We start from the raw sequence: 23,247 nt of genomic DNA on the forward strand, positions 1-23,247 counted from the left end.
CGAGGCGCGAGTGCGAGTCGGTCTTCTGATGGCCGGCCGTGCCCGGATAGATCAGCAATTGCAGCGCAAGCGCGATGCCGGCGTCGCGCGCGAGCACCGCGCAGACGGTCGCGAGCGTGACGCCCGCGCTATCGCCGCCCACGGCCAGGCGCTCAGCGTCGATGCCGAATTCGGCCGCGTGTCCATGCAACCAGGTGAGCGCGTCGAAAGCGTCTTCGACCGCGGTCGGGAACTTGTGCTCGGGCGCGAGCCGATAATCGACCGACAGCACCGCGCACTGGCCATCGCGCGCGAACATCCGGCACAGCGCGTCGTGCGTGTCGACACTGCCGACCGTAAAGCCGCCGCCGTGGTAGTAGACGAACGCCGGCATTGGCTCGGCCCAATTCGGCTCGACGGGGCAATAGAGGCGCGCGCGGATCGTCGCGCCGTCGCGCGTCGGCACGCGCAAATCTTCGACCGAGAACATCGGCGCGCTGGCGATCTCCAGAATCGGCGCGCTCTTCTCGTACGACGCGCGCGCCGCGTGCGCGCTCATCTGCTGATACTGCGGGCGCCTGGCCCGCGCGATCATGTCGAGCACCTGCTCGATCTTCGGATTCAACGGCATGGTCGTTCGAGATGATCTGCGCGTGCCGTATGGCGCGCGCCAGGAACCCGGCGCGGCGCGCCGAGGTAAACAGTTAGAAGGCACCTGCGCACTACGCGCAAGCGCCAAACAACGACCCGCTAACCCACTTTCTTCACTTCGGGCTTCAGCGACATCGGATCGGTCGGCTCGCGCAGTTGCTCGATATCCTCGTGACGGAGCTTCACCGTTGCCATGATGCCCGGGTGCGTGACGATATAGAAACGCCGCGCCGAGATCGCCTCGAAGGTGATCTCCGCGACGTCGGCGGCCGACAGCTTGCCCGATTCCACCGCGCGATGCAGTTGTTTGCCGGCGACGATCTGCGAGCGGGTCGGTCGGCTCGCGTTGCGCAGTTCGCCGGGACGCACGCGCTCCGCATCGGCGATGCCGGTCGGCACGAACGCCGGACAGAGCAGCGAACAGCTTACGTCACCGCCGGTGTCCGCCTGTGCAAGCTTGAGGTCGTGGTACAGCGTCTCGGTCAGCGACACGACCGCATGCTTCGACGCGTTGTAGATGCCCATTGCGGGCGGCGACAACAGACCCGCCGCCGACGCCGTATTGACGATATGCGCGGGCTCGTTCTGCGCGAGCATGATCGGCGTGAACACCCGCACGCCGTGCGCGACGCCCATCAGGTTGACGCCGAACACCCACGACCAGTCGTTCGCGGAGCTTTCCCACAGAAAGCCGCCGGTGCCGACACCCGCGTTGTTGAACAGCAGATGCACGTTGCCGAACGCGGCGAGTGCGGCCTGCGCGAGCGCTTCAACCGCGGCTGCGTTCGACACGTCGGTGGGCACGCCGATCGCGTCGGCGCCGGCGGCGCGCAATGCGTCGACGGTCTGCGCGAGTTCGGCGGCATTGACATCGGCGAGCACCAGTTTCATGCCGAGCGCCGCGCCCTTTTGCGCGAATGCGCGGCCGAAGCCGCTGCCCGCGCCGGTGATCACCGCCACCTTGCCTGCAAATTCGAACATCATTTCACTCCGTTGGTGTGGCGTCGTGCAGCGGCGTGCCGCTCGCATGCATCAAGTTATTGTCCGAGTCGATGGCTTGGCTGGCCGAGCTGGAGGCCCGAATTGGTGCCCCAGTCGGTACCCCGGGTCGGTCGGTCGTTGCCCCGATTGACGCTCAGATCAGCTTGACCAGCTGCTTGCCGAAATTGCGGCCCTTCAGCAAACCGATGAACGCTTCGGGCGCGGCATCGAGCCCTTGGGCGATGGTCTCGCGATAGTGCAGCTTCTTCTGCGCGACCAGCGTGCCGAGCTGCTCGAGCGCTGCGGGCCACACGTCCATATGCTCGGTGACGATAAAGCCCTGCACGAGCAGTCTCTGCGTGAGGATCAACGACGGATGTTTGAGCGGCACCGGCTGGCCGTCATAGCCCGCGATAAAACCGCACAGCGCGATGCGCCCGAACGCGTTCATGCGCGCGAGCGTCGCGTCGAGCCCGTCGCCGCCGACGTTCTCGAAGCAGCCATCGACGCCGTTCGGCGTCGCCGCCTTCAGGTCCTGATACAGATTGCCCGCCTTGTAGTCGACACAGGCGTCGAAGCCGAGCGTGTCGATCACGTAGCGGCACTTCTGCGCGCCGCCGGCGATCCCGACCGCGCGCGCGCCCGCCGCTTTCGCCAGTTGCCCGACCACGCTGCCGACCGCTCCGCTCCCCGCGCTGACGACCACCGTCTCGCCCGCCTTCGGCGCGATGATGCGGTTCAGTCCGTACCACGCGGTGACGCCCGGCATGCCGACCGGACCGAGATACGCGGACAGCGGCACGAGCGTGTCGTCGACCTTCTGCATGCCCGCGCCGTTCGACGTGCCGTACTCCTGCCAGCCGAACATCGCGACGACCTTGTCGCCGGCCGTGAACTTCGGATTCCTCGACTCGACCACTTCGCCGACCGTGCCGCCGATCATCACTTCGTTCAGCGGCTGCGGCGCCGCATACGACTTGCTGTCGTTCATGCGTCCGCGCATATACGGATCGAGCGACAGAAAATGGTTGCGCACCCGCACTTCGCCATCGGCGAGCGGCGCGAGCGGCGTTTCGACGAGCCTGAAGTTATCGGGCGTGACCGCGCCTTGCGGGCGCGAAGCCAGCAGCAGCTGACGGTTGATCTGGGTCATCGGTCGTCTCCTTCTGTTATGTGGCGCTGACGTGGATCGGGTGGTCCACACCGGGTTCGTGCCGGGTTCGTGCGGAGTTCGTGCGCGTGGCCGCGCGGCGGCGAAAGCTCAGCCGTCGCTCGGGCCGGGTTTCGCCGACGGGTCGCTGCGCAGGCGCTGCCGCGTGAGCTCGCGGCCGACCGCGAGGCGCCGCATGTACTTGAACGTGCCGAGCGCCTTCGCGACGAAGTGGCCTTCGCTGTCGCGGACTTCGCCTTCGCAATAGGCCATCGTCGTCGAGCGGTGCAGCACGCGGCCAGTCGCGCGCAACTCGCCGCGGCCCGGCTGCATGAAGTTGACCTTCATCTCGACCGTGACGACGCCGATGCCATCACCCGCGAGACTGCGCGCGGCCATCGCGAGCGCGACGTCCGCCAGTGTCATCGTGACGCCGCCATGCGCGACGTCCCACGTGTTCATATGCTGGTGCTGCAGCGGCAGCAAGACTTCGCTGGCGCCATCGGCGGCTGACAGCAACTGCGCGCCGAGGCTGTCCACGAACGGGCTTTCGGGCAATGCGGCGCTGCCTGCTTGGGGGGAGGAACTGGAGTCGGTCATTGCGCTAGTGGGAGTGCGGGTTGAGGCTGCCTGCGTGTCGCATGCGAGTGCGCATGTGGGGCTTCGGGTCGCGTTCTGTTCGCGGTGGGGCCGCCTTTCGGTTCGCCTTTCAGGTCGCCTGTTGGTGTCGCTTACAGCGAGTCGCACGTATCCGGCATGCAGGCGAAGTTCATCGAGCGATGCATTTTATCCCCGGCCCGGGTTCGAGTCCGTCCAATCTTCGACCGCGGGCAATTTCGCCCGCTAGAATGTCCGAGCCACAGTGCCTTTTCCGGTCTTGCCGCGTTTTGCGCTTTTTTCCGATTGCCCTGCTTCTTTCGAGGTGCCGGTCATGTCGTCGGTCATCCCATCGCCTGGATCGTTTCTACGCGCGCTATCGTCGGCTCGCCGCCGCGCTGTTGCGCGTCTTCTGGTACTCGCGGTGTGCACCGTTGGGGCGGCGCTCACGCTCAACGGCTGCGCCGGGCTGTTCGGCGGCGATTCGCTGCGCGTAAGCGTCGCCGGGATCGAGCCGCTGCCGAGCGAAGGCCTCGAGATGCGCTTCAGTCTAAAACTGCGCGTGCAAAATCCCAACGACACCGCGGTGAGCTTCAACGGCGTCTCGCTCGATCTCGAACTGAACGGTAAGCCGTTCGCGAGCGGCGTCAGCGATCAGAGTGGCACCGTGCCGCGCTTTGGCGAAGCCGTGATCGCCGTACCGCTGACGGTGCCGGCATTCGCGGCGGTACGCCAGGCGCTCGCGCTCGCGAACGCCGCGCAGGCCGGACAGGTGCCGTACATCCTGCGCGGCAAGCTTGCCGGCATCGGGCTGAGCGGCAGTACACGCTTCATCGATCAGGGCACGTTGAGTCTGCCGGTGCCAGGGATCGCGTCACGGTGAAGCCGCGCGCAGGGGCGAATGTGTGACCTGCCCGGCTCCTTCGATGCCGAAGCCACGGCGCGCGCGTCACGCCAGCTCGAACAGCCCCGCCGCGCCCTGCCCGCCGCCGATGCACATCGTCACCACGACGAACCTCACGCCGCGCCGCTTACCTTCGATCAGCGCATGGCCGACGAGGCGCGCGCCCGACACGCCGTACGGATGACCGACCGCGATCGCGCCGCCGTTCACGTTCAGGCGATCGTGCGGGATACCGAGCGTATCCGCGCAATACAGCACCTGCACCGCGAACGCTTCGTTCAGCTCCCACAGACCGATGTCGTCGACCGTCAGCCCGGCCTTCTTCAGCAGCTTTGGCACCGCGAACACCGGGCCGATGCCCATTTCGTCCGGCTCGCAGCCGGCTACCGCGAAGCCGCGGAAAATCCCCAGCGGCTGCAGGCCTTCGCGCTCGGCCAAGGTCGCGTTCATCACGACGCACGCCGACGCGCCGTCCGAGAACTGGCTCGCGTTGCCGGCGGTGATCACGCCGCCCGGCAGCGCGGTGCGAATCTTGGACACGCCTTCGAGCGTCGTGTCCGCGCGGATGCCCTCGTCGCCGCTGACGGTCACTTCCTTCGTATAGAGACGTCCGCTGGCCTTGTCGGCGACACCGGCGAGCACCGTGATCGGCACGATTTCATCGTTGAACCGGCCCGCTTCGAGCGCGGCGGCCGCGCGCTGCTGCGAGCGCACGCCATACTCGTCCTGGCGCTCCTTCGAGATCGCATAGCGCTTGGCGACGTTCTCGGCGGTTTGCAGCATCGACCAGTAGATTTCGGGCTTGTGCTCGCTCAGCCAGCCCTCGGTCGTCATGTGGCGGTTCATCTCGTTCTGCACGCATGAGATCGACTCGACGCCACCCGCGACGAACACGTCGCCCTCACCGGTCAGCACGCGTTGCGCGGCGAGCGCGATCGTCTGCAGCCCCGACGAGCAGAAGCGGTTGACCGTCATGCCCGGCACGCTGACCGGCAGGCCGGCGCGCAAGGCGATCTGACGCGCGATATTGCCGCCGGTCGCGCCTTCCGGATTCGCGCAACCCATGATTACATCCTCGACGCGGGCCGGATCGAGCTTCGCACGCTCGACCACGGCCTGCGTCACATGGCCGCCGAGCGTCGCGCCGTGCGTCATGTTGAAGCCGCCGCGCCACGATTTGGCGAGACCCGTGCGGGCGGTCGATACGATTACGGCATCAGTCATGCGTTTCTCCTAGTTCCGGATGTCGATGGCGGCGCGCCGGCGAATTGCGGTACGGCATTCGCGCATCGCAGTTCGCCGGTGCGCCGCATGTGTCGTTTGATGTGGGCGGGCCGGCTTCGCCGGGTCCTACCGATCGATCGGATGCCGCTCAGCCGGTGAAGCCGCGGCCCTCGCCGGCGAGCTTCGCAATGCTGGGCGTGAGCTGCCATGCGTCGCCGTTCGGTTGCGCGGCATAGCGGCGAATCGCACGCTCGACGTTGTAGAGCCCGACCGTATCCGCGTACAGCATCGGGCCACCGCGATAAAGCGGGAAGCCGTAGCCAGTCAGATAGACCATGTCGATATCCGATGACTTCGACGCGATACCTTCGTCGAGAATCTTCGCGCCTTCGTTGACGAGCGCGAACACCAGACGCTCGACGATTTCGTCGTCGCCGATGTTGCGCCGCTCGGTGTTGGCTTCCTTCGAGAACGCGCGGATCATCTCGTCGACCACGCTCGACGGATACGCGGTGCGATCGCCCGCCTTGTAGTCGTACCAGCCGCCGCCCGTCTTCTGGCCGAAGCGCCCCATCTCGCAGAGACGGTCGGCGATCTTCGAATAATGCATCTCCGGATGTTCAACATAGCGGCGCTTGCGGATCGCCCAGCCGATGTCGTTGCCGGCCAGATCGCTCATGCGGAACGGGCCCATCGCGAAGCCGAACCTCTCGATTGCGCGATCGACCTGGGCGGGCAGCGCGCCCTCTTCGAGCATGAAAAGCGCCTGGCGGATGTACTGTTCGATCATCCGGTTGCCGATAAAGCCGTCGCACACGCCCGAGACCACCGCGGTCTTCCTGATTTTCTTCGCGAGCTTCATGACGGTCGCGAGCACGTCTTTCGCGGTGTCCTTGCCGCGCACCACTTCGAGCAGCTTCATCACGTTGGCCGGGCTGAAGAAGTGCATGCCGAGCACGTCTTGCGGACGCTTCGTGAACGCGGCGATCTGGTCGACGTCGAGCGTCGAGGTGTTCGATGCGAGCATCGCGCCGGGCTTCGCGATTGCGTCGAGCCGGCGGAACACCTGTTCCTTCACGCCGAGTTCCTCGAACACCGCTTCGACGATGAGGTCGGCGTCGCCCAGGTCATCGTAGGAAAGCGTGGGTTTGAGCAGCGCGATGCGCTGTTCCATCACCTCGGGCTCGAGCTTGCCCTTTTTGACCGTCGCCTCGTAGTTGTTGCGGATCGTCGCGAGCCCACGGTCGAGCGCTGCCTGTCCGGTTTCGAGCAGCGTGACCGGAATGCCCGCGTTGAGGAAGTTCATCGCGATGCCACCACCCATCGTGCCCGCGCCGATCACCGCCACCTGTTTGATATCGCGCACCGGCGTGTCAGACGGCACATCGGGAATCTTGCTCGCCGCGCGCTCGCCGAAGAACGCATGACGCAACGCGCGGCTCTCCGGCGTCTGCACGAGCGCGACGAAACATTCGCGCTCGAATGCGAGGCCTTTGTCGAAGCCGTTCTTGACGCCCGCTTCGACCGCGTCGATACATTTATGCGGCGCCGGAAAATGGCTGGCGACTGCCGCGACGGTGTTGCGCGCGAACTGGATAAAGCCGGCCGCGTTCGGATGCTCGATGTTGCGCTCGCGTAGCTTCGGATGCGGGCCCGCTTTAGCACCGACCTTGCGCGCGAACGCGAGCGCCGCTGCCGCGAGATCGCCTTGCACCAGTTCGTCGAAAAGGCCTGAATCCGCGAGCTTTTCCGACACCACCGGCGCGCCGGACACGATCATGTTGAGCGACGCTTCCAGGCCGATCGCGCGCGGCAGACGTTGCGTGCCGCCCGCGCCCGGCAGAATGCCGAGCTTCACTTCGGGCAGCGCGATCTGTGCGCCGGGTGAAGCCATCCGGTAATGCGCGCCGAGCGCGAGTTCGAGGCCGCCGCCCATCGCGACGCTGTGAATCGCCGCGACGACCGGCTTCGCGCTGCCTTCGACTGCCTTGATGACGGTCGCGAGCGTCGGCTCCTGGGTCGCCTTGGGCGTATTGAATTCGGTGATGTCGGCGCCGCCCGAAAAGGCTTTGCCCGCACCCGTCAGCACGATCGCCTTCACGGCCGGATCGTTGTGCGCGCGTTCGAGCCCGTCGACGATGCCCGCTCGCGTCGCGAGGCCGAGGCCATTGACGGGAGGATTGTTCAGCGTGATGACGGCCACGCCGTCATCGGTTGTGTAGTCCACTGCCATCTGCCTGCCTCCGTGCAATCCATGCAATGAGGCGACGCGAGATGCGCCGCCTGTCCGGCCCATCGAGCCCGTTCATTGTCGGGCTTTTTCGAGCGATGGTTTCGGGGTCAGCAGGCAGCATACACAAAAAAGCACGTTCGTTCAATTTACTGCCGGACAGGTATTCCCTTAGGCTGCCCTAGGCATCCGGCAGCAGTGGACAGTCGCGGCTGTCTTCCAGCACGGATGGCAATACATGGTCGCGGAACAGATCGCGCAGTTTCAGTTTCTGCAGCTTGCCGGTGGCCGTATGCGGCAGTTCGTCGACGAATACGACGTCGTCAGGAACCCACCAGCGCGCCACCTTGCCGTCGTAGAACGCAAGCAGCTCCTCGCGCGTGACTTGCTGGTCCGCGCGCTTCACGACGACCAGCAACGGGCGCTCGGTCCATCTGGGATGCGCGCACGCAATGCAGGCCGCTTCCGCGACCGCCGGATGCGCGATCGCGACGTTCTCCAGGTCGATCGAGCTGATCCATTCGCCGCCGGACTTGATCACGTCCTTCGAGCGATCGGTGATATGCAGGAAGCTGTCCGGGTCGATCGTCGCGACATCGCCGGTCGGGAACCAGCCGTCCACGAGCGGCGAATCGTCCTTGCGGAAATACCGGTCGATCACCCACGGCCCGCGCACATGCAGATCGCCGAATGCGACGCCATCCCACGGCAGTTCGTGGCCGTCCTCGCCGACGATCTTCATGTCGACGCCGTACATCGCATGGCCCTGCTTTTCCAGCAGCTTGCGCCGCTCGACGAGCGGACGCTGGCTCTGCTCCCATGTGAGCTTCGCGAGCGTGCCGAGCGGCGACATTTCGGTCATTCCCCATGCGTGAATCACCTGCACGCCGTAGTCGTCCTCGAACACGCGCAGCATCGCGGGCGGACAGGCGGAGCCGCCGATCACCGTGCGCGCCAGCGACGAAAACTTCACGCCGGCCTCGCGCAGGTAGTTCAACAGACCGAGCCACACGGTCGGCACACCGGCCGAATACGTGACGCGCTCGCGCTCCATCAGTTCGTACAGCGACTTGCCGTCGAGATCCTTGCCGGGAAACACCAGCTTCGCGCCAGTGAGCGGCGCCGCGTGCGGAATGCCCCACGCGTTAACATGGAACATCGGCACGACCGGCAGCACCGCGTCGCGCGCGGACAGCGCCATCGCGTCGGGCAGCGACGCGCCGAACGCATGCAGCACCGTCGAGCGATGCGAATACAGCGCGCCTTTCGGATTGCCGGTCGTGCCGGACGTGTAGCACAGGTACGATGCCTGACGCTCGTCGAGCGCGGGCCAGTCGAAGCGGCCGTCCTGGGCGTCCATCAGCGTTTCATAGCAGAGCACCGGTGTTTGCAGCGACGGCCGGTGCGTCTCGTCGGCCAGTGCGATCCAGCCGCGCACACGCGGGCACTGCGGCGCGAGCACGTCGACGAGCGCGGCGAAGGTGGTGTCGAACAGCACGTAGGCGTCGTCCGCGTGATTGATGATGTAGGCGATCTGGTCGGGAAAGAGCCGCGGGTTGACCGTGTGGCAGACCGCGCCGAACCCGGTGGTGCCGTAATACGCCTCCAGATGCCGGTAGCCGTTCCATGCGAGCGTCGCGACACGTTCGCCGGGTTCGACGCCCAGCGCGATCAGCGCCTGCGCCAGTTGCTTCGCGCGCTGTTCGCAATCGCGATACGTGTAGCGATGCAGATCGCCTTCGATGCGCCGCGACACGATCTCGGTGCTGCCGAAATGCCGCGCGGCATGCGCGAGCAGCGATGACACGGTGAGCGGCACGTCCATCATCTGGCCCAGCAGCGGCGTCGTCATAAGGCGGGATCTCCTCGGCTTGTTGGATGTCGGTTGAGTGGCGAATGGATGCTGCTTCGGGAATCGGCCAGCGCCAATGACGTCAATGACGCCATTGGCGAAACAGCGGATGAGGCGCGCGAGGCAATGGATGGTTGCGGCGGCATCGAACGGCCGGGCATCGTTCAAACGCTTCGACACCGCTCTGGGCAGTCCGGGCCGCCGGCCAGCAGCGCCGCAGGCGCCGACTTACAATATCGATTAATCGAGAGGCGCTCAACATGTCGTTTTCCCCAAGCATTGCAGGGCTATCCGCGGCTTTGACGGATCTTTCCAACACCCTCGCCAACCCGCCTGAGAACGCGTTCTCGCGGCTCGGCGGCACCTTCGTCACGCGACTGCCCGCCGCGCCGCTCAGCGCGCCGTATCTGGTCGGCTTCTCGGCCGAGGTGGCCGCGCGGCTCAGTCTGCCGCCGGGCATCGAACACGATCCCGGCTTTGTCGAACTGTTCAGCGGCAACGCGACGCGCGACTGGCCGGCCGATGCGCTGCCCTATGCATCGGTCTATTCCGGACATCAGTTCGGCGTGTGGGCCGGCCAGCTCGGCGATGGCCGCGCGCTCGGTCTGGGTGAGGTGGAAAGCGGCGGCCAGCGTTTCGAATTGCAGTTGAAGGGCGCGGGCCTTACCCCCTATTCGCGCATGGGCGACGGGCGCGCGGTACTGCGCTCGTCGATTCGCGAATATCTGTGCTCGGAGGCGATGCATCATCTGGGCATTCCGACCACGCGCGCGCTGTGCGTGATCGGCTCGGATCAGCCGGTGCGGCGCGAGACGATCGAAACCGCCGCGGTGGTCACGCGCGTATCGCCTAGCTTCGTGCGTTTCGGCCACTTCGAGCATTTCTATGCGAACGATCGCGTCGACGCGTTGCGTGCGCTGGCCGATCACGTGATCGACCGCTTCTATCCGCAGTGCAGAGAAGCCGACGATCCGTATCTCGCGCTGCTCGCCGAAGCGGTGCGATCCACTGCGGACCTGATGGTCGAGTGGCAGGCGGTCGGCTTCTGTCATGGCGTGATGAACACCGACAACATGTCGATCCTCGGCCTGACGATCGACTACGGCCCGTTCGGCTTTCTGGATGGTTTCGACGCTGGTTACATCTGCAATCACTCGGATACGCAGGGCCGCTACGCGTACCGGATGCAGCCGCAGATCGCGTACTGGAACCTCTTCTGCCTCGCGCAGGGCTTGCTGCCGTTGCTCGGCGAGCCGCACGACGAAAGCGTGCGCGCCGACAAGGCCGTCGAGGACGCGCAGCGCGTGCTTGCTGGCTTCAAGGAACGCTTCGCACCGGCGCTCGAAAACCGTATGCGCGCGAAGCTCGGACTCGAACACGCGCGCGACGGCGATGACGCGCTGGTCAACCGGCTGTTCGACGTGATGCACGCGAATCGCGCCGATTTCACGCTGACGTTCCGCAATCTGGCCCGCATGTCGAAGCGCGACGCGAGCGGCGACGCGCCGGTACGCGACCTGTTTCTCGATCGCCCGGCGTTCGACGCATGGGCGAACGACTACCGCGCGCGGCTGTCCGAGGAAACACGCGACGACGCCGCGCGCGCCATTGCAATGAACCGCGTGAACCCCAAATTCGTGCTTCGCAACCATCTGGCGGAAACCGCGATCCAGCGCGCCAAAGAAAAGGATTTTTCCGAGGTGGAGCGGCTCGCAACCGTGCTGCGCCGCCCGTTCGACGAGCAGCCCGAATACGCCGCGTACGCGGGTCTGCCGCCCGACTGGGCGAGTTCGCTGGAAGTGAGCTGTTCGTCCTGATGCGCCGATGCACGGAAAAGAACGGCGAGCCATTGGCACCATCGCACCGGCCGGCCGTTTCCGACCCTTCTATACCGCCAGCCACGCGAAGCGTCGTACCGAGACTAACCCGAGACAGGAAACCGACCATGAACAATCCCGACGACCTCAAGCATGACGCCTCAGCCGTGCAGAAAAGCGACGCCGAGTGGCGCGAGCAGCTCTCCGACATGGAATATCAGGTGACGCGCCACGCGGCCACGGAGCGGCCGTTCTCGGGCCGCTATAACGATCACTGGGATCGCGGCGTGTACGACTGCGTGTGCTGCGGCACGCCGCTGTTCGAGTCGGACACGAAATTCGACGCGGGGTGCGGCTGGCCGAGCTATTTCCGGCCGATCAACGGCGAGGTGATCGCAGAAAAAACCGACCGCTCGCACGGGATGCTGCGCATCGAAGTGCAATGCAAGCACTGCGGCGCACACCTGGGCCATGTGTTCGAGGATGGCCCGGCGCCCACGGGTCTGCGTTACTGCATCAATTCGGCTGCGTTACAATTCGAGCCCAAGTAACGCGCAAGCCCCGGCAACTGCGGTCCGCGACCGGCGCCGCAGTTGCCGGTCCGGACCGCCGCTGCGGAGCGCGGAGCGAGCCGCCCTTCAATTAGCTTGCTCGCGCTCTGCAAGGGCAACCCCGGGGGAGTGGCGGAGTTCGCGCAACGCCATTTGCCCGTCGCCGCAGTGTCGCCGTCGCATGTCGAGGCCGGCTTCACGCCCGGGAATACGCCCACGCGCTGCTCACCTGCGCGCTTCACTATTCGACTCCTGTTCGATTAACTCTCCGATTCCCCGCCCAGATAATGAAATTCCTGTTCGATCTGTTCCCGATCATCCTGTTCTTCGTCGCCTTCAAGATCTGGGGCATTTTCACGGCGACGGCAGTGGCGATCGTCGCCACGCTGGCACAGATCGCATTCGTCGCGTTCCGCCACCGTAAGGTCGACCCGATGCTGTGGGTGAGCCTCGGCGTCGTCACCGTGTTCGGCGGCGCGACGCTGGTGCTGCATAACGACACCTTCATCAAGTGGAAGCCGACCGTGCTGTACTGGGCGTTCTCGGTGGGGCTCACCGTCTCGCAGCTGGTCTTCAACAAGAACCTGATCGAAGCGATGATGGGTAAGCAGATCGCGCTGCCGCACGCGATCTGGGGCAAGCTGAACCTGATCTGGGCGGTGTTTTTCGTGCTGCTCGGTCTGCTCAACCTGTTCGTCGCTTATCACTACACCACCGACCAGTGGGTGAACTTTAAACTGTTCGGCGCCACCGGCTGTTTGCTCGTGTTCATCGTCGGGCAAAGCTTGTGGCTGTCGAAGTACATGAAGGAGGAATGACATGAGCGATATGTTCATGCACGCCACCACCGCCGAGCGCGCCGCGCTGATCGAAGCGCGCCTCACCGCCGCGCTCGCGCCGGTGGAATCGATCCGTATCACCGACGACAGCGCGCAGCACGCAGGTCACGCGGGCGCCGCTGCCGGCGGTCATTTCAGTGTCACGATCGTGGCCTCCGCATTCGCCGGCAGGCCCCGCGTGGCGCGGCATCGCATGGTGTATGATGCGCTGGCCGACGCCATGCAGCGCGGCATTCATGCCCTTGCCATCACGGCGTATACGCCCGAAGAATTTGCTTCGTTGCCCCGCTAGGAACTCCCGATGACCTTGAAGAAAACCCGCCTCTGGGTACTGCTGGCTGCGTTCGCGGCCGCACCTGCATTCGCACAGAATATCGCCGTCGTGAACGGTACGCCGATTCCGAAAGCACGCGCCGATGCATTGATCGAGCAACTCGTTCACCAAGGCCAGCAAGACACTCCGCAGTTGCAACAAGCGGTGCGTGAAGAACTCGTGAACCGCGAGATCCTGATGCAGGAAGCGCTGCGTCGGGGACTGCCGAACCGGCCGGACGTCAAGGCGCAAATCGCGGTCGCGCAGCAAACGGTAGTGCTGCGCGCGCTGATCGAAGACTTCGTCAAGAACAACCAGCCGACCGACGCTGAAGTCACCGCGCGCTACAACGCACTGGTCAAAGACGCGGGCGGCAAGGAATATCACCTGCATCACATCCTGGTCGACAACGAGCAGCAGGCGAAAGATCTGATCGCGAAGATCAAGGCTGGTGCGAGCTTCGAAGCGCTGGCCAAGCAATATTCGAAGGACCCGGGATCGGGCAAGAACGGTGGGGATCTCGATTGGTCGGACCCGAAGGCCTACGTGCCTGAATTCGCGGATGCGGCCACGCATTTGCAGAAAGGCCAGATGACCAACACGCCGGTGCATACGCAATTTGGCTGGCACATCATCCGTGTCGACGACATCCGCGCGGTGACGCCGCCGCCGCTCGAACAGGTGCGCGCGCAGATCGTGCAGCAAATCCAGCAGGAAAAGCTGCAGGCGTTCGAGGAAGGTCTGCGTAAGAACGCGAAGATCCAGTAACGATCAGGGGACGGACGATCCTGGGATCGTCCGCTCGGCGCTGAAGCCTGAATGTCAAGAAGCCGCCCGTGGGCGGCTTCTTTGTTGCTGCGCTGTTGCGCTCGGAGGGGGCCGCCAGATGCGCGGCGGCAACCCTCCACGCTGATCAGCCCAGCCAGCGGCGCGCGTTCTGGAACACGCGCATCCACGGGCTCGCGTCCGTGGCGCCCTCGCCCCAGCCTTCCGGGTGCCAGCTCATCTGCACTGCGCGATGCACACGCTCCGTGTGCGGCATCACGACCGTGAAGCGGCCGTCGGACGTCGTGACCGACGTGATGCCGGCAGGCGAACCGTTCGGGTTGAACGGATACTGCTCGGTTGCGTCGCCACGGTGATCGACATAGCGCATCGCAACCGCGACCTTCGACATATCGCCCTGCTGCGAGAAGTCCGCATAGCCTTCGCCGTGCGCGACCGCGACCGGAATGCGCGAGCCTTCCATGCCGGCGAAGAAGATCGACGGCGAACTTTGCACTTCGACCAGCGAGAAGCGCGCTTCGAACTTCTCCGACTTGTTGCGCGTGAACTTCGGCCAGGCTTCTGCACCCGGGATCATCGACGCGAGGCTGCTCATCATCTGACAGCCGTTGCAGATCCCGAGCGCGAACGTGTCGCTACGGCCGAAGAACGCCGCGAACATATCGGCCAGCTGCGCGTTGAAGCGGATCGTTTTCGCCCAGCCCTCGCCCGCGCCCAACGTGTCGCCGTACGAGAAGCCGCCACACGCGACCGCGCCGGCAAAATCCGCCAGATTCGCGCGGCCCGTCAGCAGATCGCTCATATGCACGTCATGTGCGTCGAAACCGGCACGGTCGAACGCATAGGCCGTTTCCAGATGCGAATTCACGCCCTGCTCGCGCAGGATCGCGACGCGCGGACGTGCCGCCTTGCCAATGAACGGGGCGGCGACATCCTCCGCCGGATCGAAGCTGAGCACCGGCGAGATGCCGGGATCGGCCGCGTCGAGCAGCGCATCGTATTCGGCGTCGGCGCAAGCCGGGTTGTCGCGCAAACGCGCGATGCGCCAGCTCACTTCGCTCCACGTGCGATGCAGTTCGGTGCGCGGCGCGTCGTAGATCTTTTTCGCGTCACGATAGATCTCGATCACATCGCGCTCGTTGATCTTGCCGATCACATGCGAGCACGCCGACAGACCGTGTTCGCGCAACGCGCCGAGCACCGCGTCGCGATCGGCCGCGCGCACCTGCACCACCGCGCCCAGTTCCTCGTTGAAGAGCGCGCGAATCGTGCGGTCTTCGCGGCGGCCACTGGTCTGCTTCGCCCAGTCTTTCGCGTCGCCGTAGTCGGATTCGTATTCCGGATCGAGCACCAGCATGTCGACGTTCAGCGACACGCCGGTATGACCCGCGAACGCCATTTCGCAGACCGTTGCCCACAAGCCGCCGTCCGAACGATCGTGGTAGGCGAGCAGCTTGCCGTCCTGGTTGAGCGTCTGGATCGCGTTGAAGAAACGCTTGAGATCTTCCGGATCGTCGACGTCGGGCACCGTGTCGCCGACCTGCTGCGTGACCTGCGCGAGAATGCTGCCGCCCAGACGCTGCTTGCCGCGACCGAGATCGATCGCGATCAGCACCGAGTCGCCGGCTTCGCTCGCCCGCCGCAGTTGCGGCGTCAGATGCTTGCGCACATCGCCGACCGGCGCGAACGCGGAGATGATCAGCGACACCGGTGCGACCACTTCTTTGGCGACGCCGCGGTTTTCCCAGCGCGTGCGCATCGACAGCGAATCCTTGCCGACCGGAATGCCGATGCCGAGCGCCGGGCACAGTTCCATGCCGATCGCCTTGACGGTGTCGTAGAGCGCCGCGTCTTCGCCGGGTGCGCCGCAGGCGGCCATCCAGTTCGCGGACAGCTTGAGCTTGTCCAGCGACGCGATCGGCGCCGCCGCGATGTTGGTGATCGCCTCGCCGACCGCCATGCGGCCCGACGCCGGCGCATCGATAACGGCGAGCGGCGTGCGCTCGGACATCGTCATCGCTTCGCCGCTGAAACCCGCGTAGTCGAGCGTCGTGATCGCGACGTCGGCGACGGGCACCTGCCACGGACCGACCATCTGGTCGCGCGCGGTCGTGCCGCCCACCGAGCGGTCGCCGATCGTGATCAGGAACGACTTGCTCGCGACCGTCGGGTGGCGCAGCACGCTCTGCGCGATATCCGTGAGCGCGAGCCCGGTCACGTCGACCGGCTGAAAGTTGCGCGCGACCCGCTTCACGTCGCGATGCATGCGCGGCGCCTTGCCGAGCAGCACTTCCATCGGCATATCGACCGGCTGATGCGACGCTTCCTGCTGCTCGGCGTCGATCAGCTTCAGCTGACGCTCGGCGGTGGCCGTGCCGATCACCGCGAACGGGCAGCGCTCGCGCTCGCACATCGCCTCGAACGCCGGCAGATCGGCCGGCGCGATCGCGAGAACATAGCGTTCCTGCGCTTCGTTCGACCAGATTTCGCGCGGCGACAGCCCGCTTTCCTCGAGCTGGATCTTGCGCAGTTCGAAGACCGCGCCCTTGCCCGCGCCGTCGACCACTTCGGGGAACGCGTTCGACAGACCGCCGGCGCCGACGTCGTGAATGCTCAGGATCGGGTTCTTGTCGCCCAACTGCCAGCACGCGTTGATCACTTCCTGCGCGCGCCGCTCGATTTCGGGGTTGCCACGTTGCACCGAGTCGAAGTCCAGTTCGGCGGTGTTGGTGCCGGTCGCCATCGAGCTGGCGGCGCCGCCGCCCATGCCGATGCGCATGCCCGGGCCGCCGATCTGGATCAGCAGCGACCCTTCAGGCAGGTCATGCTTGTGCGTGTGCTGATCGGCGATGTTGCCGATGCCGCCGGCGATCATGATCGGCTTGTGATAGCCGCGCACCAGGCCCGCGACGTTTTGCTCGTAAGTGCGGAAGTAGCCGCCGAGGTTCGGACGGCCGAATTCGTTGTTGAACGCGGCGCCGCCGAGCGGGCCGTCGATCATGATTTGCAGCGGCGACGCGATGCGATCCGGGCGGCCGTACGCTTCGTGCTGGTCTTGCGGATTGCGATGGCCGAGCGGCTGCGCGGTGTCGCGTGCGTTTTCCCATGCCTCGACGCCGTCCGGCAGTTCGAGGTTCGATACCGTGAAGCCCGTGAGACCCGCCTTCGGACGCGCGCCGCGGCCGGTCGCGCCTTCGTCGCGGATTTCGCCGCCCGCGCCGGTCGCCGCGCCCGGGAACGGCGAGATCGCGGTCGGGTGATTATGCGTTTCCACCTTCATCAGCGTGTGCGTCAGCTCGACGCCGCGGCGGTAGTGCTGGGGCAATTCGTTCGCGCCGAGTTGTTCCGGCGTGCGCGGGAACCAGCGCTCGGCCATGCCGCCAACCATGATCGCCGAGTTGTCCGAATACGCGACGATCGTGCCCTGCGGGTTCAGCTTCTCGGTGTTGCGGATCATGTTGAACAGCGACATGTCCTGCTTTTCGCCGTCGATCGTCCAGTCCGCGTTGAAGATCTTGTGACGGCAGTGCTCGCTGTTGGCCTGCGCGAACATCATCAGTTCGACGTCGGTCGGATTGCGGCCGAGCTTCGTGAATGCGTCGACCAGGTAGTCGATTTCGTCGTCGGCGAGCGCGAGGCCCAGTTCGGTGTTCGCGGTTTCGAGTGCAGCGCGGCCGCTCATGAGCACGTCGACCGTTTGCAGCGGCTTGGCGGGCAGTTCGTCGAACAGATGCATCGCATGGTCACGCGACGGCGCGACGCTCTCGGTCATGCGATCGTGCAGCGCCGCGGCGAGCGCCGTGCGCGCTTCGTCGGACAGCATTTTCTTACCACCGAGCAGGCCGCTTTTCAGCGTGACCGTGTACTCGACGCCGCGCTCGATGCGCCGCACCTGCGTGAGCCCGCACAAATGTGCGATGTCGGTCGCCTTGCTGGCCCACGGCGACACGGTGCCAAAGCGCGGCACCACGAGAAAGGTCTCGGCCGCCCCGCGTTCCTTGCCCTCTGCGAACGGATCGCCGTAGTGCATCAGCGCTTCGACTTTCGCGCGGTCTTCAGCGGACAGCGGGGTTTGCGCGTTGACGAAATGCAGGTATTGCCCGCGCACGCCGGTGATGTTCGGATCGATGCGCGCGAGCGTGTCGAGCAGGCGGGTTTGACGGAAATCGGAAAGGGCCGAAGCGCCGGGGAAACACGAGAAGTGGGCCATGGGACTTGACGTTGCGTCGCTCAATGATGCTCGAGAGCCGCGCATGCACGAAGGCGACGTGAGGCGGAAAGGAAGTCCGGGATTATACCCCGGGAACGCGCGTCCAGCGGCCTTCCGGGTGGCTCGACGGAGGGTCTTTGGTGACCGTCCGGTCGACTTTTAAGACGGTTTGACTGCTATCATTCGGCCTTTCACCCGATCGGCGCGCGCAGCCCGAGCCTTAGCCGCAGCGCGCCGCATGTCACGTCCGACGGCGCGCGCGTCAGCCGCCCGTCGGCACATCGAATCAGAGCATGGATGTCATCGTCATTGGCGGCGGGATAGCGGGCGTCGCCACCGCTTATCACCTGCGCGCGGCCGGCCACCGCGTGTGCGTCGTCGAGCGTCACGCAACCGTCGCGCAAGGCGCGACGTACGGACAAGGCGGCACCGTGCTGCCCACCCCACTCGACGTCTGGTTCGGCCCGACCTTCATGGCGAGCCGTCACAGCGCGAAAAACGGCGTAATCGCGAAGACCGGTTTCAACGGACCGGCGCGGCAGTTCGTCAAGCAGCTCGCCGGGTTGCAGGAGCCGCAAGCGTTCGCCCGCCAGTACGCGCTACTGCGTCCGCTGATCGAGTCGTCGCGCGAAGCGATGGCCGACGTCGAAGCGCGCTTCGGGCTCGAATTCGAACAGGCGAGCGGACTGCTGTATCTGGTGCGCGCGGCGCACGAATGGGAACAAAGCGCGGCCGCGCTCGATCTGCTGCGTCAGTTCGAGGTGCCGCACCACGTGATGACGCCGGCCGAATGCGCGGCGTTCGAGCACGCGGTACCCACCGAGCCGGCATTCGCCGCCGCCGTGCTGTTCGAGCATGAACGCACGGCCAACTGTCCGCTCTTCACAAAGCTGCTGAAACAGGTGCTCGATGCGCAGGGCGGCGTCCAGTTCATGCCGGGCTGCGAGGTGTCGACGATCCGTCTCGAAAACGGGCGCGCGTCGGTCGAACTGGCGCCGCGCGAGCCCGCGTCCCGTTCGCGCGAGATTGAAGTCATTGGCGCCGACGCGGTCGTCGTCGCGGCCGGCTACGGCAGCCTTGCGCTGCTCGAGCGCGCCGGCTTGCGCTTGCCGCTCTATCCGCTGCGGCTGCATGCGCTGGTCGCGCCGATCGCGCACGAGGAATGCGTACCGCACGTGGCGATGGTCGACGCGGTCAAGCGGGTCGGCGTGAGCCGCATGAACCAGCGGCTGCGTATCGCGGGCGGCGCGGTGCTGCAAAGCGCCGGCCAGATCGACAAGCCGCTCGGCGATGCCGTGACGAAAGAAGCGCTGGCACTGCTCGGCCAGGCAACGCACGACTGGATGCCGGGCGCCGCGCGGATTTCCGCGGCGCTGCCGTGGGAAGGCGTGAAGCTGCTGTCGCCGGATGGCCTGCCGGTGATCGGCAACGCGGTGCATCCACGGCTGTTCGTCAACGCAGGTCACGGACCGGCAGGCTGGGGGCTCGCGTGCGGCGCGGGCAAGCTGGTGGCCGAGCTCGTTTCGGGACAAACACCGGCGCTCGCCGAGGACACGCTTGCCGCGTTGCGGCCGCAGCGGTTTCAGTAAGTTTTCGCGCGGGGTCGAGCAGATTGGGCGGATCGCGCGGCGTCGGGTAGATCGGGCGGCCCCGTCGCCGCCGCCCATCGCCGTCGCCCATCGCCGTCGCGAATCGGGCGCCCGCCGCACGCCCGGCGAAACGGCCGCGCGCCGCGCGCGCATCGGCACTACCATAGCGTTTTGCAGCCTGCCCGCCACGCCGCGGGCGAACCGCCAGGTTTCGCCATGACAGACGCAGACAACACCCCGCTCACGCTTGTCGATCCGCTGAATGCCGCGCACCCGCCCGCGTTGCCGTTACTTACGCTGACCGATCTGCGCGTCGTCGAATCGCAGGCCGCGGCCGCGTTGCCGGAACACACGCTGATGGCGCGCGCCGGCCAGGCGGCCGCGCGCTGGCTGCTCGAGCGGATCGCCGCCGATACGTCGGTGACGAAATCGCAGCAGCGTGTATGGCTGATCGCCGGCCCCGGCAACAACGGCGGCGATGCGCTGGTGGTCGCGACGCAGTTGCATAAGGCCGGCATCGCCGTCGACGTGTGCATGCCGGTCGGCGTGAAACCCGCCGACGCGCGCTGGGCGCTCGATACCGCGCGTGCCGCGGGCGTGCCGCTGAGCGACGTCGCGCCCGCGTCGCTCGACGGCTATCGCTGGCTCGTCGACGGGATGTTCGGCATCGGCCTCACTCGCGCGCTCGACGGCGTGTTCGCGACGCTGGCCCGGCTGCTGTCGCAGCGCGCCCGCGCCTGCCCGGCACAAGGCGCGGTGCTCGCGCTCGACGTGCCAAGCGGCCTCGATAGCGACACGGGCGCGGTGGTCGGCGGCAACGGCGCGGCCGCGGTCCATGCCACTCACACGATCACGTTCATTGGTGCCAAGCCCGGCCTCTTCACCGCCCAAGGCCGCGACCTCGCCGGCCGCGTGACGGTCGCGCCGCTCGGACTGAGTCGCGGGATCAGTGGCGACAGCAGCGACCGCGCCAGTGCAGGCAACGGCGGCGACAGCGGCGCTGTTGGTGGCGCCAGCAGCGGCAGCAATAGTGGTGGCACCAGCAGTGGCACGAGCAGCGCCGCGCCACGCTCATCGATCCAACTGAGCGCCCCCGAACTGTTCGGCGGCTTCATGCCGCCCCGCGATTTCGCGACCAACAAGGGCACCTTCGGCAGCCTCGCGGTGGTCGGTGGCGACACCGGAATGTGCGGCGCGCCGATCCTCGCGGCGCGCGCGGCGCTCTACAGCGGCGCGGGCAAGGTCCACGTCGCGCTGCTCGGCGACGGCGCCCCGCCATACGATCCGCCGCACCCCGAACTGATGCTGCATGCGATCGACACGCTGCCGCTCGATACGATGGATGCGCTTGCGATCGGCTGCGGGATGGGTCATCGCGACATCGCGACACGCGTGATGCACGACGTGTTGCGACTTGACGTGCCGAAACTGCTCGATGCGGACGCGCTGAATCTGATCGCGAAAGACGCGTCGCTCGCCGCCGAAGTCACCGCGCGCGGCGTGCAAGGCGATCCGTGCATCCTGACGCCGCATCCACTCGAGGCCGCGCGTTTGCTGGGCAGCGACGCGCCCAGCGTGCAGCGCGACCGGGTCGCCGCTGCGCGTGCGCTCGCGGCGCGCTTTGCGAGCATCGTCGTGCTCAAAGGCGTCGGCACGATCGTCGCCGCGCCGGACGGGCGCGTCGCGATCAACCCGACTGGCAACGCCGCGCTGGCGACCGGCGGCACCGGCGACGTGCTCGGCGGCATCATCGGCGCGCTGCTCGCGCAGCATTTGCCGCGTTACGAGGCGGCGCTCGCGGGCGTGTATCTGCACGGCCTCGCCGCCGATACGCTAAGCGCGCAAGGGCACGGCCCGGCCGGTTTGACGGCGGGCGAACTCGCACCGATGGTGCGAAGCTTGCTCAACCGGCTGTTCTATCCGTCTTCTGCGCCACGCGCTGCCTGATGCGCGCGCATCACACCTACCGCGCAGGTCCCGTACACAGCGCGTGCCGCACGCATATCAAGGTCATAGTCCCTCTATGCGGACAGGCCCATCGCGCACTGCTGCCCGTCACGCATCCCCGCTATACTGGTTGTCTGCGTCGCGCGTCGGATCGATCGCGGGTGGCGGCGAAACGTCAGCGGGGCGTGCTCTGCGCTTCGCAGTTCGCGAGATTCGCGCGATTTGCACCTTCGCGAAGTCCGCGAGATTTCGCCAGCCCCCATAGCCGCGCGTGGCCGCGCGGCATCGCTCCGCTTGTATCGCCGCATCAGTCTCGGCCGCGCTTCATGCGCGCGCCTTCCTTCCAGCCCCTTGGTTAGACGGACGCTATGACCCAGATCTCCCTCCCCTCCTGGTCCTCGCTGCAGACCCATTACGAGAAGATTCGCGATGCGCATCTGCGCGACTGGTTCGCTCCCGAGAACGATCCCGCTCCCACGCGCTCTGAGCGCTTCACGTTCGCGGGTGGCGGTCTCGCCGCCGATTTCTCGAAGCACCGCATCACCGACGAAACCCTGAAGCTACTCGTGCAACTCGCGCGCGAAGCCGGCGTCGATAAACGCCGCGACGCGATGTTCGCGGGCGACGTCGTCAACCCGACCGAAGGCCGCGCCGCGTTGCACACCGCATTGCGCGCGACCGACCCGAGCGCGCCGTTCTTTGCCGAAGTGCAGGCCGAGCGCGCGAAGATGGCTGCGTTCGCCGAACAGGTTCGCAGCGGCGCGTGGACCGGCTATACCGGCAAGCGGATTCGCTACGTCGTGAATATTGGTATCGGCGGCTCGGATCTCGGGCCGAAGATGGTCGTGCACGCGCTGCATCATCTAGCCGCGCCGGAGATCTCCACGCACTTCGTGTCGAACGTCGACGGCGCCGATCTGTACAACGTGATGCAGCAAATCGACCCCGAAGAGACACTTGCGATCATCGTGTCGAAAACCTTCACGACCCTCGAAACGATGACCAACGCGCGCTCGCTGCGCGACTGGTTCATCCAGAAAGGCTGTCCGGAAAGCGCGCTCGCGAAGCATTTCGTCGGCGTGTCGGCGAACCCGGCCGAAGTCGTCAAGTTCGGTATCGCGAAAGAGAACGTGTTCGAGATGTGGGACTGGGTGGGCGGCCGCTATTCGCTGTGGTCGGCTGTCGGTCTGTCGATCATGATCGCGATCGGCCCGCAGCAGTTCGACGAATTGCTGGCCGGTGCGAACGCGATGGACCGGCATTTCCGCGATGCGCCGCTCGAGAAGAATCTGCCGCTGCTGCTCGGCATGATCGGCATCTGGTATCGCAACTTCTTCGGCTCGCAAAGCTATCTGGTCGCACCGTATTCGGAAGCGTTGCATTTCCTGCCGTCGTATCTGCAACAGCTCGAGATGGAGAGCAACGGCAAATCGGCACGGCTCGACGGCGCGATGGTCGACTATCCGACTTCCGCCGTGACGTGGGGCGAACCGGGCACGAACGGCCAGCATGCGTTCTTCCAGATGCTGCACCAGGGCCCGACGATCGTGCCGATCGATTTCATCGCGGTGCTGACTCCCGAGCATCCGCTCGTGAGCCATCATCCGAAGCTGCTCGCGAACTGCTT

At 66.0% G+C, this 23,247-nt stretch carries 18 protein-coding genes; 10 read left to right on the forward strand and 8 right to left on the reverse strand.

The features are described from left to right. From VGH68_RS20325 to VGH68_RS20340, 4 genes are all read right to left on the reverse strand, one after another. The coding region (locus VGH68_RS20325) for an alpha/beta hydrolase (RefSeq protein ID WP_331605485.1) at positions 1–610 on the reverse strand (610 nt) is incomplete at its 3' end. Positions 611–729: 119 nt separating this feature from the next. Further along, entirely contained in the window at positions 730–1,611 is an 882-nt protein-coding gene (locus tag VGH68_RS20330) for an SDR family oxidoreductase (protein ID WP_331605486.1), read from the reverse strand. Between the two features lie 154 nt (positions 1,612–1,765). Continuing rightward, on the reverse strand, positions 1,766–2,764 hold the full coding sequence (locus VGH68_RS20335; protein WP_331605487.1) for an NADP-dependent oxidoreductase: 999 nt from the start codon (positions 2,762–2,764) through the stop codon (positions 1,766–1,768). Positions 2,765–2,872: 108 nt separating this feature from the next. Further along, the gene (locus tag VGH68_RS20340; protein WP_331605488.1) at positions 2,873–3,361 is read right to left on the reverse strand and encodes a PaaI family thioesterase; all 489 of its coding nucleotides are present in this window, start codon (positions 3,359–3,361) and stop codon (positions 2,873–2,875) included. Positions 3,362–3,692: 331 nt separating this feature from the next. Here VGH68_RS20340 and VGH68_RS20345 point away from each other — a divergent pair, with 331 nt between their 5' ends. Next, on the forward strand, positions 3,693–4,241 hold the full coding sequence (locus VGH68_RS20345; protein ID WP_331605489.1) for an LEA type 2 family protein: 549 nt from the start codon (positions 3,693–3,695) through the stop codon (positions 4,239–4,241). Positions 4,242–4,307: 66 nt separating this feature from the next. On the opposite strand, the gene VGH68_RS20350 is transcribed toward VGH68_RS20345, so the two are convergent. The 3 genes from VGH68_RS20350 to VGH68_RS20360 form a co-directional block, all read right to left on the reverse strand. Continuing rightward, positions 4,308–5,486: an acetyl-CoA C-acyltransferase gene (locus VGH68_RS20350; protein ID WP_331605490.1), complete on the reverse strand. Its 1,179-nt coding sequence runs from the start codon at positions 5,484–5,486 to the stop codon at positions 4,308–4,310. A gap of 148 nt (positions 5,487–5,634) precedes the next feature. Further along, on the reverse strand, positions 5,635–7,719 hold the full coding sequence (locus tag VGH68_RS20355; protein WP_331605491.1) for a 3-hydroxyacyl-CoA dehydrogenase NAD-binding domain-containing protein: 2,085 nt from the start codon (positions 7,717–7,719) through the stop codon (positions 5,635–5,637). A gap of 178 nt (positions 7,720–7,897) precedes the next feature. After that, on the reverse strand, positions 7,898–9,568 hold the full coding sequence (locus VGH68_RS20360; RefSeq protein WP_331605492.1) for a 3-(methylthio)propionyl-CoA ligase: 1,671 nt from the start codon (positions 9,566–9,568) through the stop codon (positions 7,898–7,900). 48 nt (positions 9,569–9,616) lie between these two features. On the opposite strand from VGH68_RS20360, the gene VGH68_RS20365 reads away from it, so the two are divergent. The 6 genes from VGH68_RS20365 to VGH68_RS20390 all read left to right on the forward strand — a co-directional run bounded on the left by VGH68_RS20365 (position 9,617) and on the right by VGH68_RS20390 (position 13,856). After that, on the forward strand, positions 9,617–9,871 hold the full coding sequence (locus tag VGH68_RS20365; RefSeq protein WP_331605493.1) for a hypothetical protein: 255 nt from the start codon (positions 9,617–9,619) through the stop codon (positions 9,869–9,871). Then, positions 9,829–11,385: a protein adenylyltransferase SelO gene (locus tag VGH68_RS20370; protein WP_331605494.1), complete on the forward strand. Its 1,557-nt coding sequence runs from the start codon at positions 9,829–9,831 to the stop codon at positions 11,383–11,385. The genes VGH68_RS20365 and VGH68_RS20370 overlap by 43 nt, the downstream gene beginning before the upstream one ends. 128 nt (positions 11,386–11,513) lie before the next feature. Next, positions 11,514–11,936 (forward strand): peptide-methionine (R)-S-oxide reductase MsrB, encoded by a 423-nt coding sequence (gene msrB, locus VGH68_RS20375; RefSeq protein WP_331605495.1) that lies wholly within the window; start codon positions 11,514–11,516, stop codon positions 11,934–11,936. A gap of 287 nt (positions 11,937–12,223) precedes the next feature. Continuing rightward, entirely contained in the window at positions 12,224–12,754 is a 531-nt protein-coding gene (locus VGH68_RS20380; RefSeq protein WP_331605496.1) for a septation protein A, read from the forward strand. Between the two features lies 1 nt (position 12,755). Next, on the forward strand, positions 12,756–13,067 hold the full coding sequence (locus tag VGH68_RS20385) for a BolA family protein (protein WP_331605497.1): 312 nt from the start codon (positions 12,756–12,758) through the stop codon (positions 13,065–13,067). A gap of 9 nt (positions 13,068–13,076) precedes the next feature. Further along, a complete protein-coding gene (locus tag VGH68_RS20390) occupies positions 13,077–13,856 on the forward strand; it encodes a peptidylprolyl isomerase (protein WP_331605499.1) in 780 nt (259 codons plus the stop codon). 145 nt (positions 13,857–14,001) lie between these two features. Here VGH68_RS20390 and purL read toward each other — a convergent pair whose 3' ends face one another. After that, positions 14,002–18,084 carry a phosphoribosylformylglycinamidine synthase gene (gene purL / locus VGH68_RS20395; RefSeq protein WP_331605500.1) on the reverse strand — a complete coding sequence of 1,361 codons (4,083 nt, stop codon included), beginning with the start codon at positions 18,082–18,084 and terminating at the stop codon, positions 14,002–14,004. A gap of 293 nt (positions 18,085–18,377) precedes the next feature. On the opposite strand from purL, the gene VGH68_RS20400 reads away from it, so the two are divergent. From VGH68_RS20400 to pgi, 3 genes are all read left to right on the forward strand, one after another. Next, positions 18,378–19,673: an NAD(P)/FAD-dependent oxidoreductase gene (locus tag VGH68_RS20400; protein ID WP_331605501.1), complete on the forward strand. Its 1,296-nt coding sequence runs from the start codon at positions 18,378–18,380 to the stop codon at positions 19,671–19,673. Between the two features lie 216 nt (positions 19,674–19,889). Continuing rightward, on the forward strand, positions 19,890–21,620 hold the full coding sequence (locus VGH68_RS20405) for an NAD(P)H-hydrate dehydratase (RefSeq protein ID WP_331605502.1): 1,731 nt from the start codon (positions 19,890–19,892) through the stop codon (positions 21,618–21,620). Between the two features lie 368 nt (positions 21,621–21,988). Next, a partial coding sequence (pgi, locus tag VGH68_RS20410; RefSeq protein WP_331605503.1) for a glucose-6-phosphate isomerase occupies positions 21,989–23,247 on the forward strand: 1,259 nt, incomplete at its 3' end.

Origin of the sequence: Paraburkholderia sp., assembly GCF_036488505.1 — a bacterium.
In the GTDB taxonomy this organism is placed as follows: Bacteria; Pseudomonadota; Gammaproteobacteria; order Burkholderiales; family Burkholderiaceae; genus Paraburkholderia.

Coding starts and splice junctions, on each gene's coding strand:
- VGH68_RS20330 (WP_331605486.1), bottom strand. CDS start 1,611: ATGTTCGAATTTGCAGGCAAGGTGGCGGTGATCACCGGCGCGGGCAGC.
- VGH68_RS20335 (WP_331605487.1), bottom strand. CDS start 2,764: ATGACCCAGATCAACCGTCAGCTGCTGCTGGCTTCGCGCCCGCAAGGC.
- VGH68_RS20340 (WP_331605488.1), bottom strand. CDS start 3,361: ATGACCGACTCCAGTTCCTCCCCCCAAGCAGGCAGCGCCGCATTGCCC.
- VGH68_RS20345 (WP_331605489.1), top strand. CDS start 3,693: ATGTCGTCGGTCATCCCATCGCCTGGATCGTTTCTACGCGCGCTATCG.
- VGH68_RS20350 (WP_331605490.1), bottom strand. CDS start 5,486: ATGACTGATGCCGTAATCGTATCGACCGCCCGCACGGGTCTCGCCAAA.
- VGH68_RS20355 (WP_331605491.1), bottom strand. CDS start 7,719: ATGGCAGTGGACTACACAACCGATGACGGCGTGGCCGTCATCACGCTG.
- VGH68_RS20360 (WP_331605492.1), bottom strand. CDS start 9,568: ATGACGACGCCGCTGCTGGGCCAGATGATGGACGTGCCGCTCACCGTG.
- VGH68_RS20365 (WP_331605493.1), top strand. CDS start 9,617: ATGCTGCTTCGGGAATCGGCCAGCGCCAATGACGTCAATGACGCCATT.
- VGH68_RS20370 (WP_331605494.1), top strand. CDS start 9,829: ATGTCGTTTTCCCCAAGCATTGCAGGGCTATCCGCGGCTTTGACGGAT.
- msrB (WP_331605495.1), top strand. CDS start 11,514: ATGAACAATCCCGACGACCTCAAGCATGACGCCTCAGCCGTGCAGAAA.
- VGH68_RS20380 (WP_331605496.1), top strand. CDS start 12,224: ATGAAATTCCTGTTCGATCTGTTCCCGATCATCCTGTTCTTCGTCGCC.
- VGH68_RS20385 (WP_331605497.1), top strand. CDS start 12,756: ATGAGCGATATGTTCATGCACGCCACCACCGCCGAGCGCGCCGCGCTG.
- VGH68_RS20390 (WP_331605499.1), top strand. CDS start 13,077: ATGACCTTGAAGAAAACCCGCCTCTGGGTACTGCTGGCTGCGTTCGCG.
- purL (WP_331605500.1), bottom strand. CDS start 18,084: ATGGCCCACTTCTCGTGTTTCCCCGGCGCTTCGGCCCTTTCCGATTTC.
- VGH68_RS20400 (WP_331605501.1), top strand. CDS start 18,378: ATGGATGTCATCGTCATTGGCGGCGGGATAGCGGGCGTCGCCACCGCT.
- VGH68_RS20405 (WP_331605502.1), top strand. CDS start 19,890: ATGACAGACGCAGACAACACCCCGCTCACGCTTGTCGATCCGCTGAAT.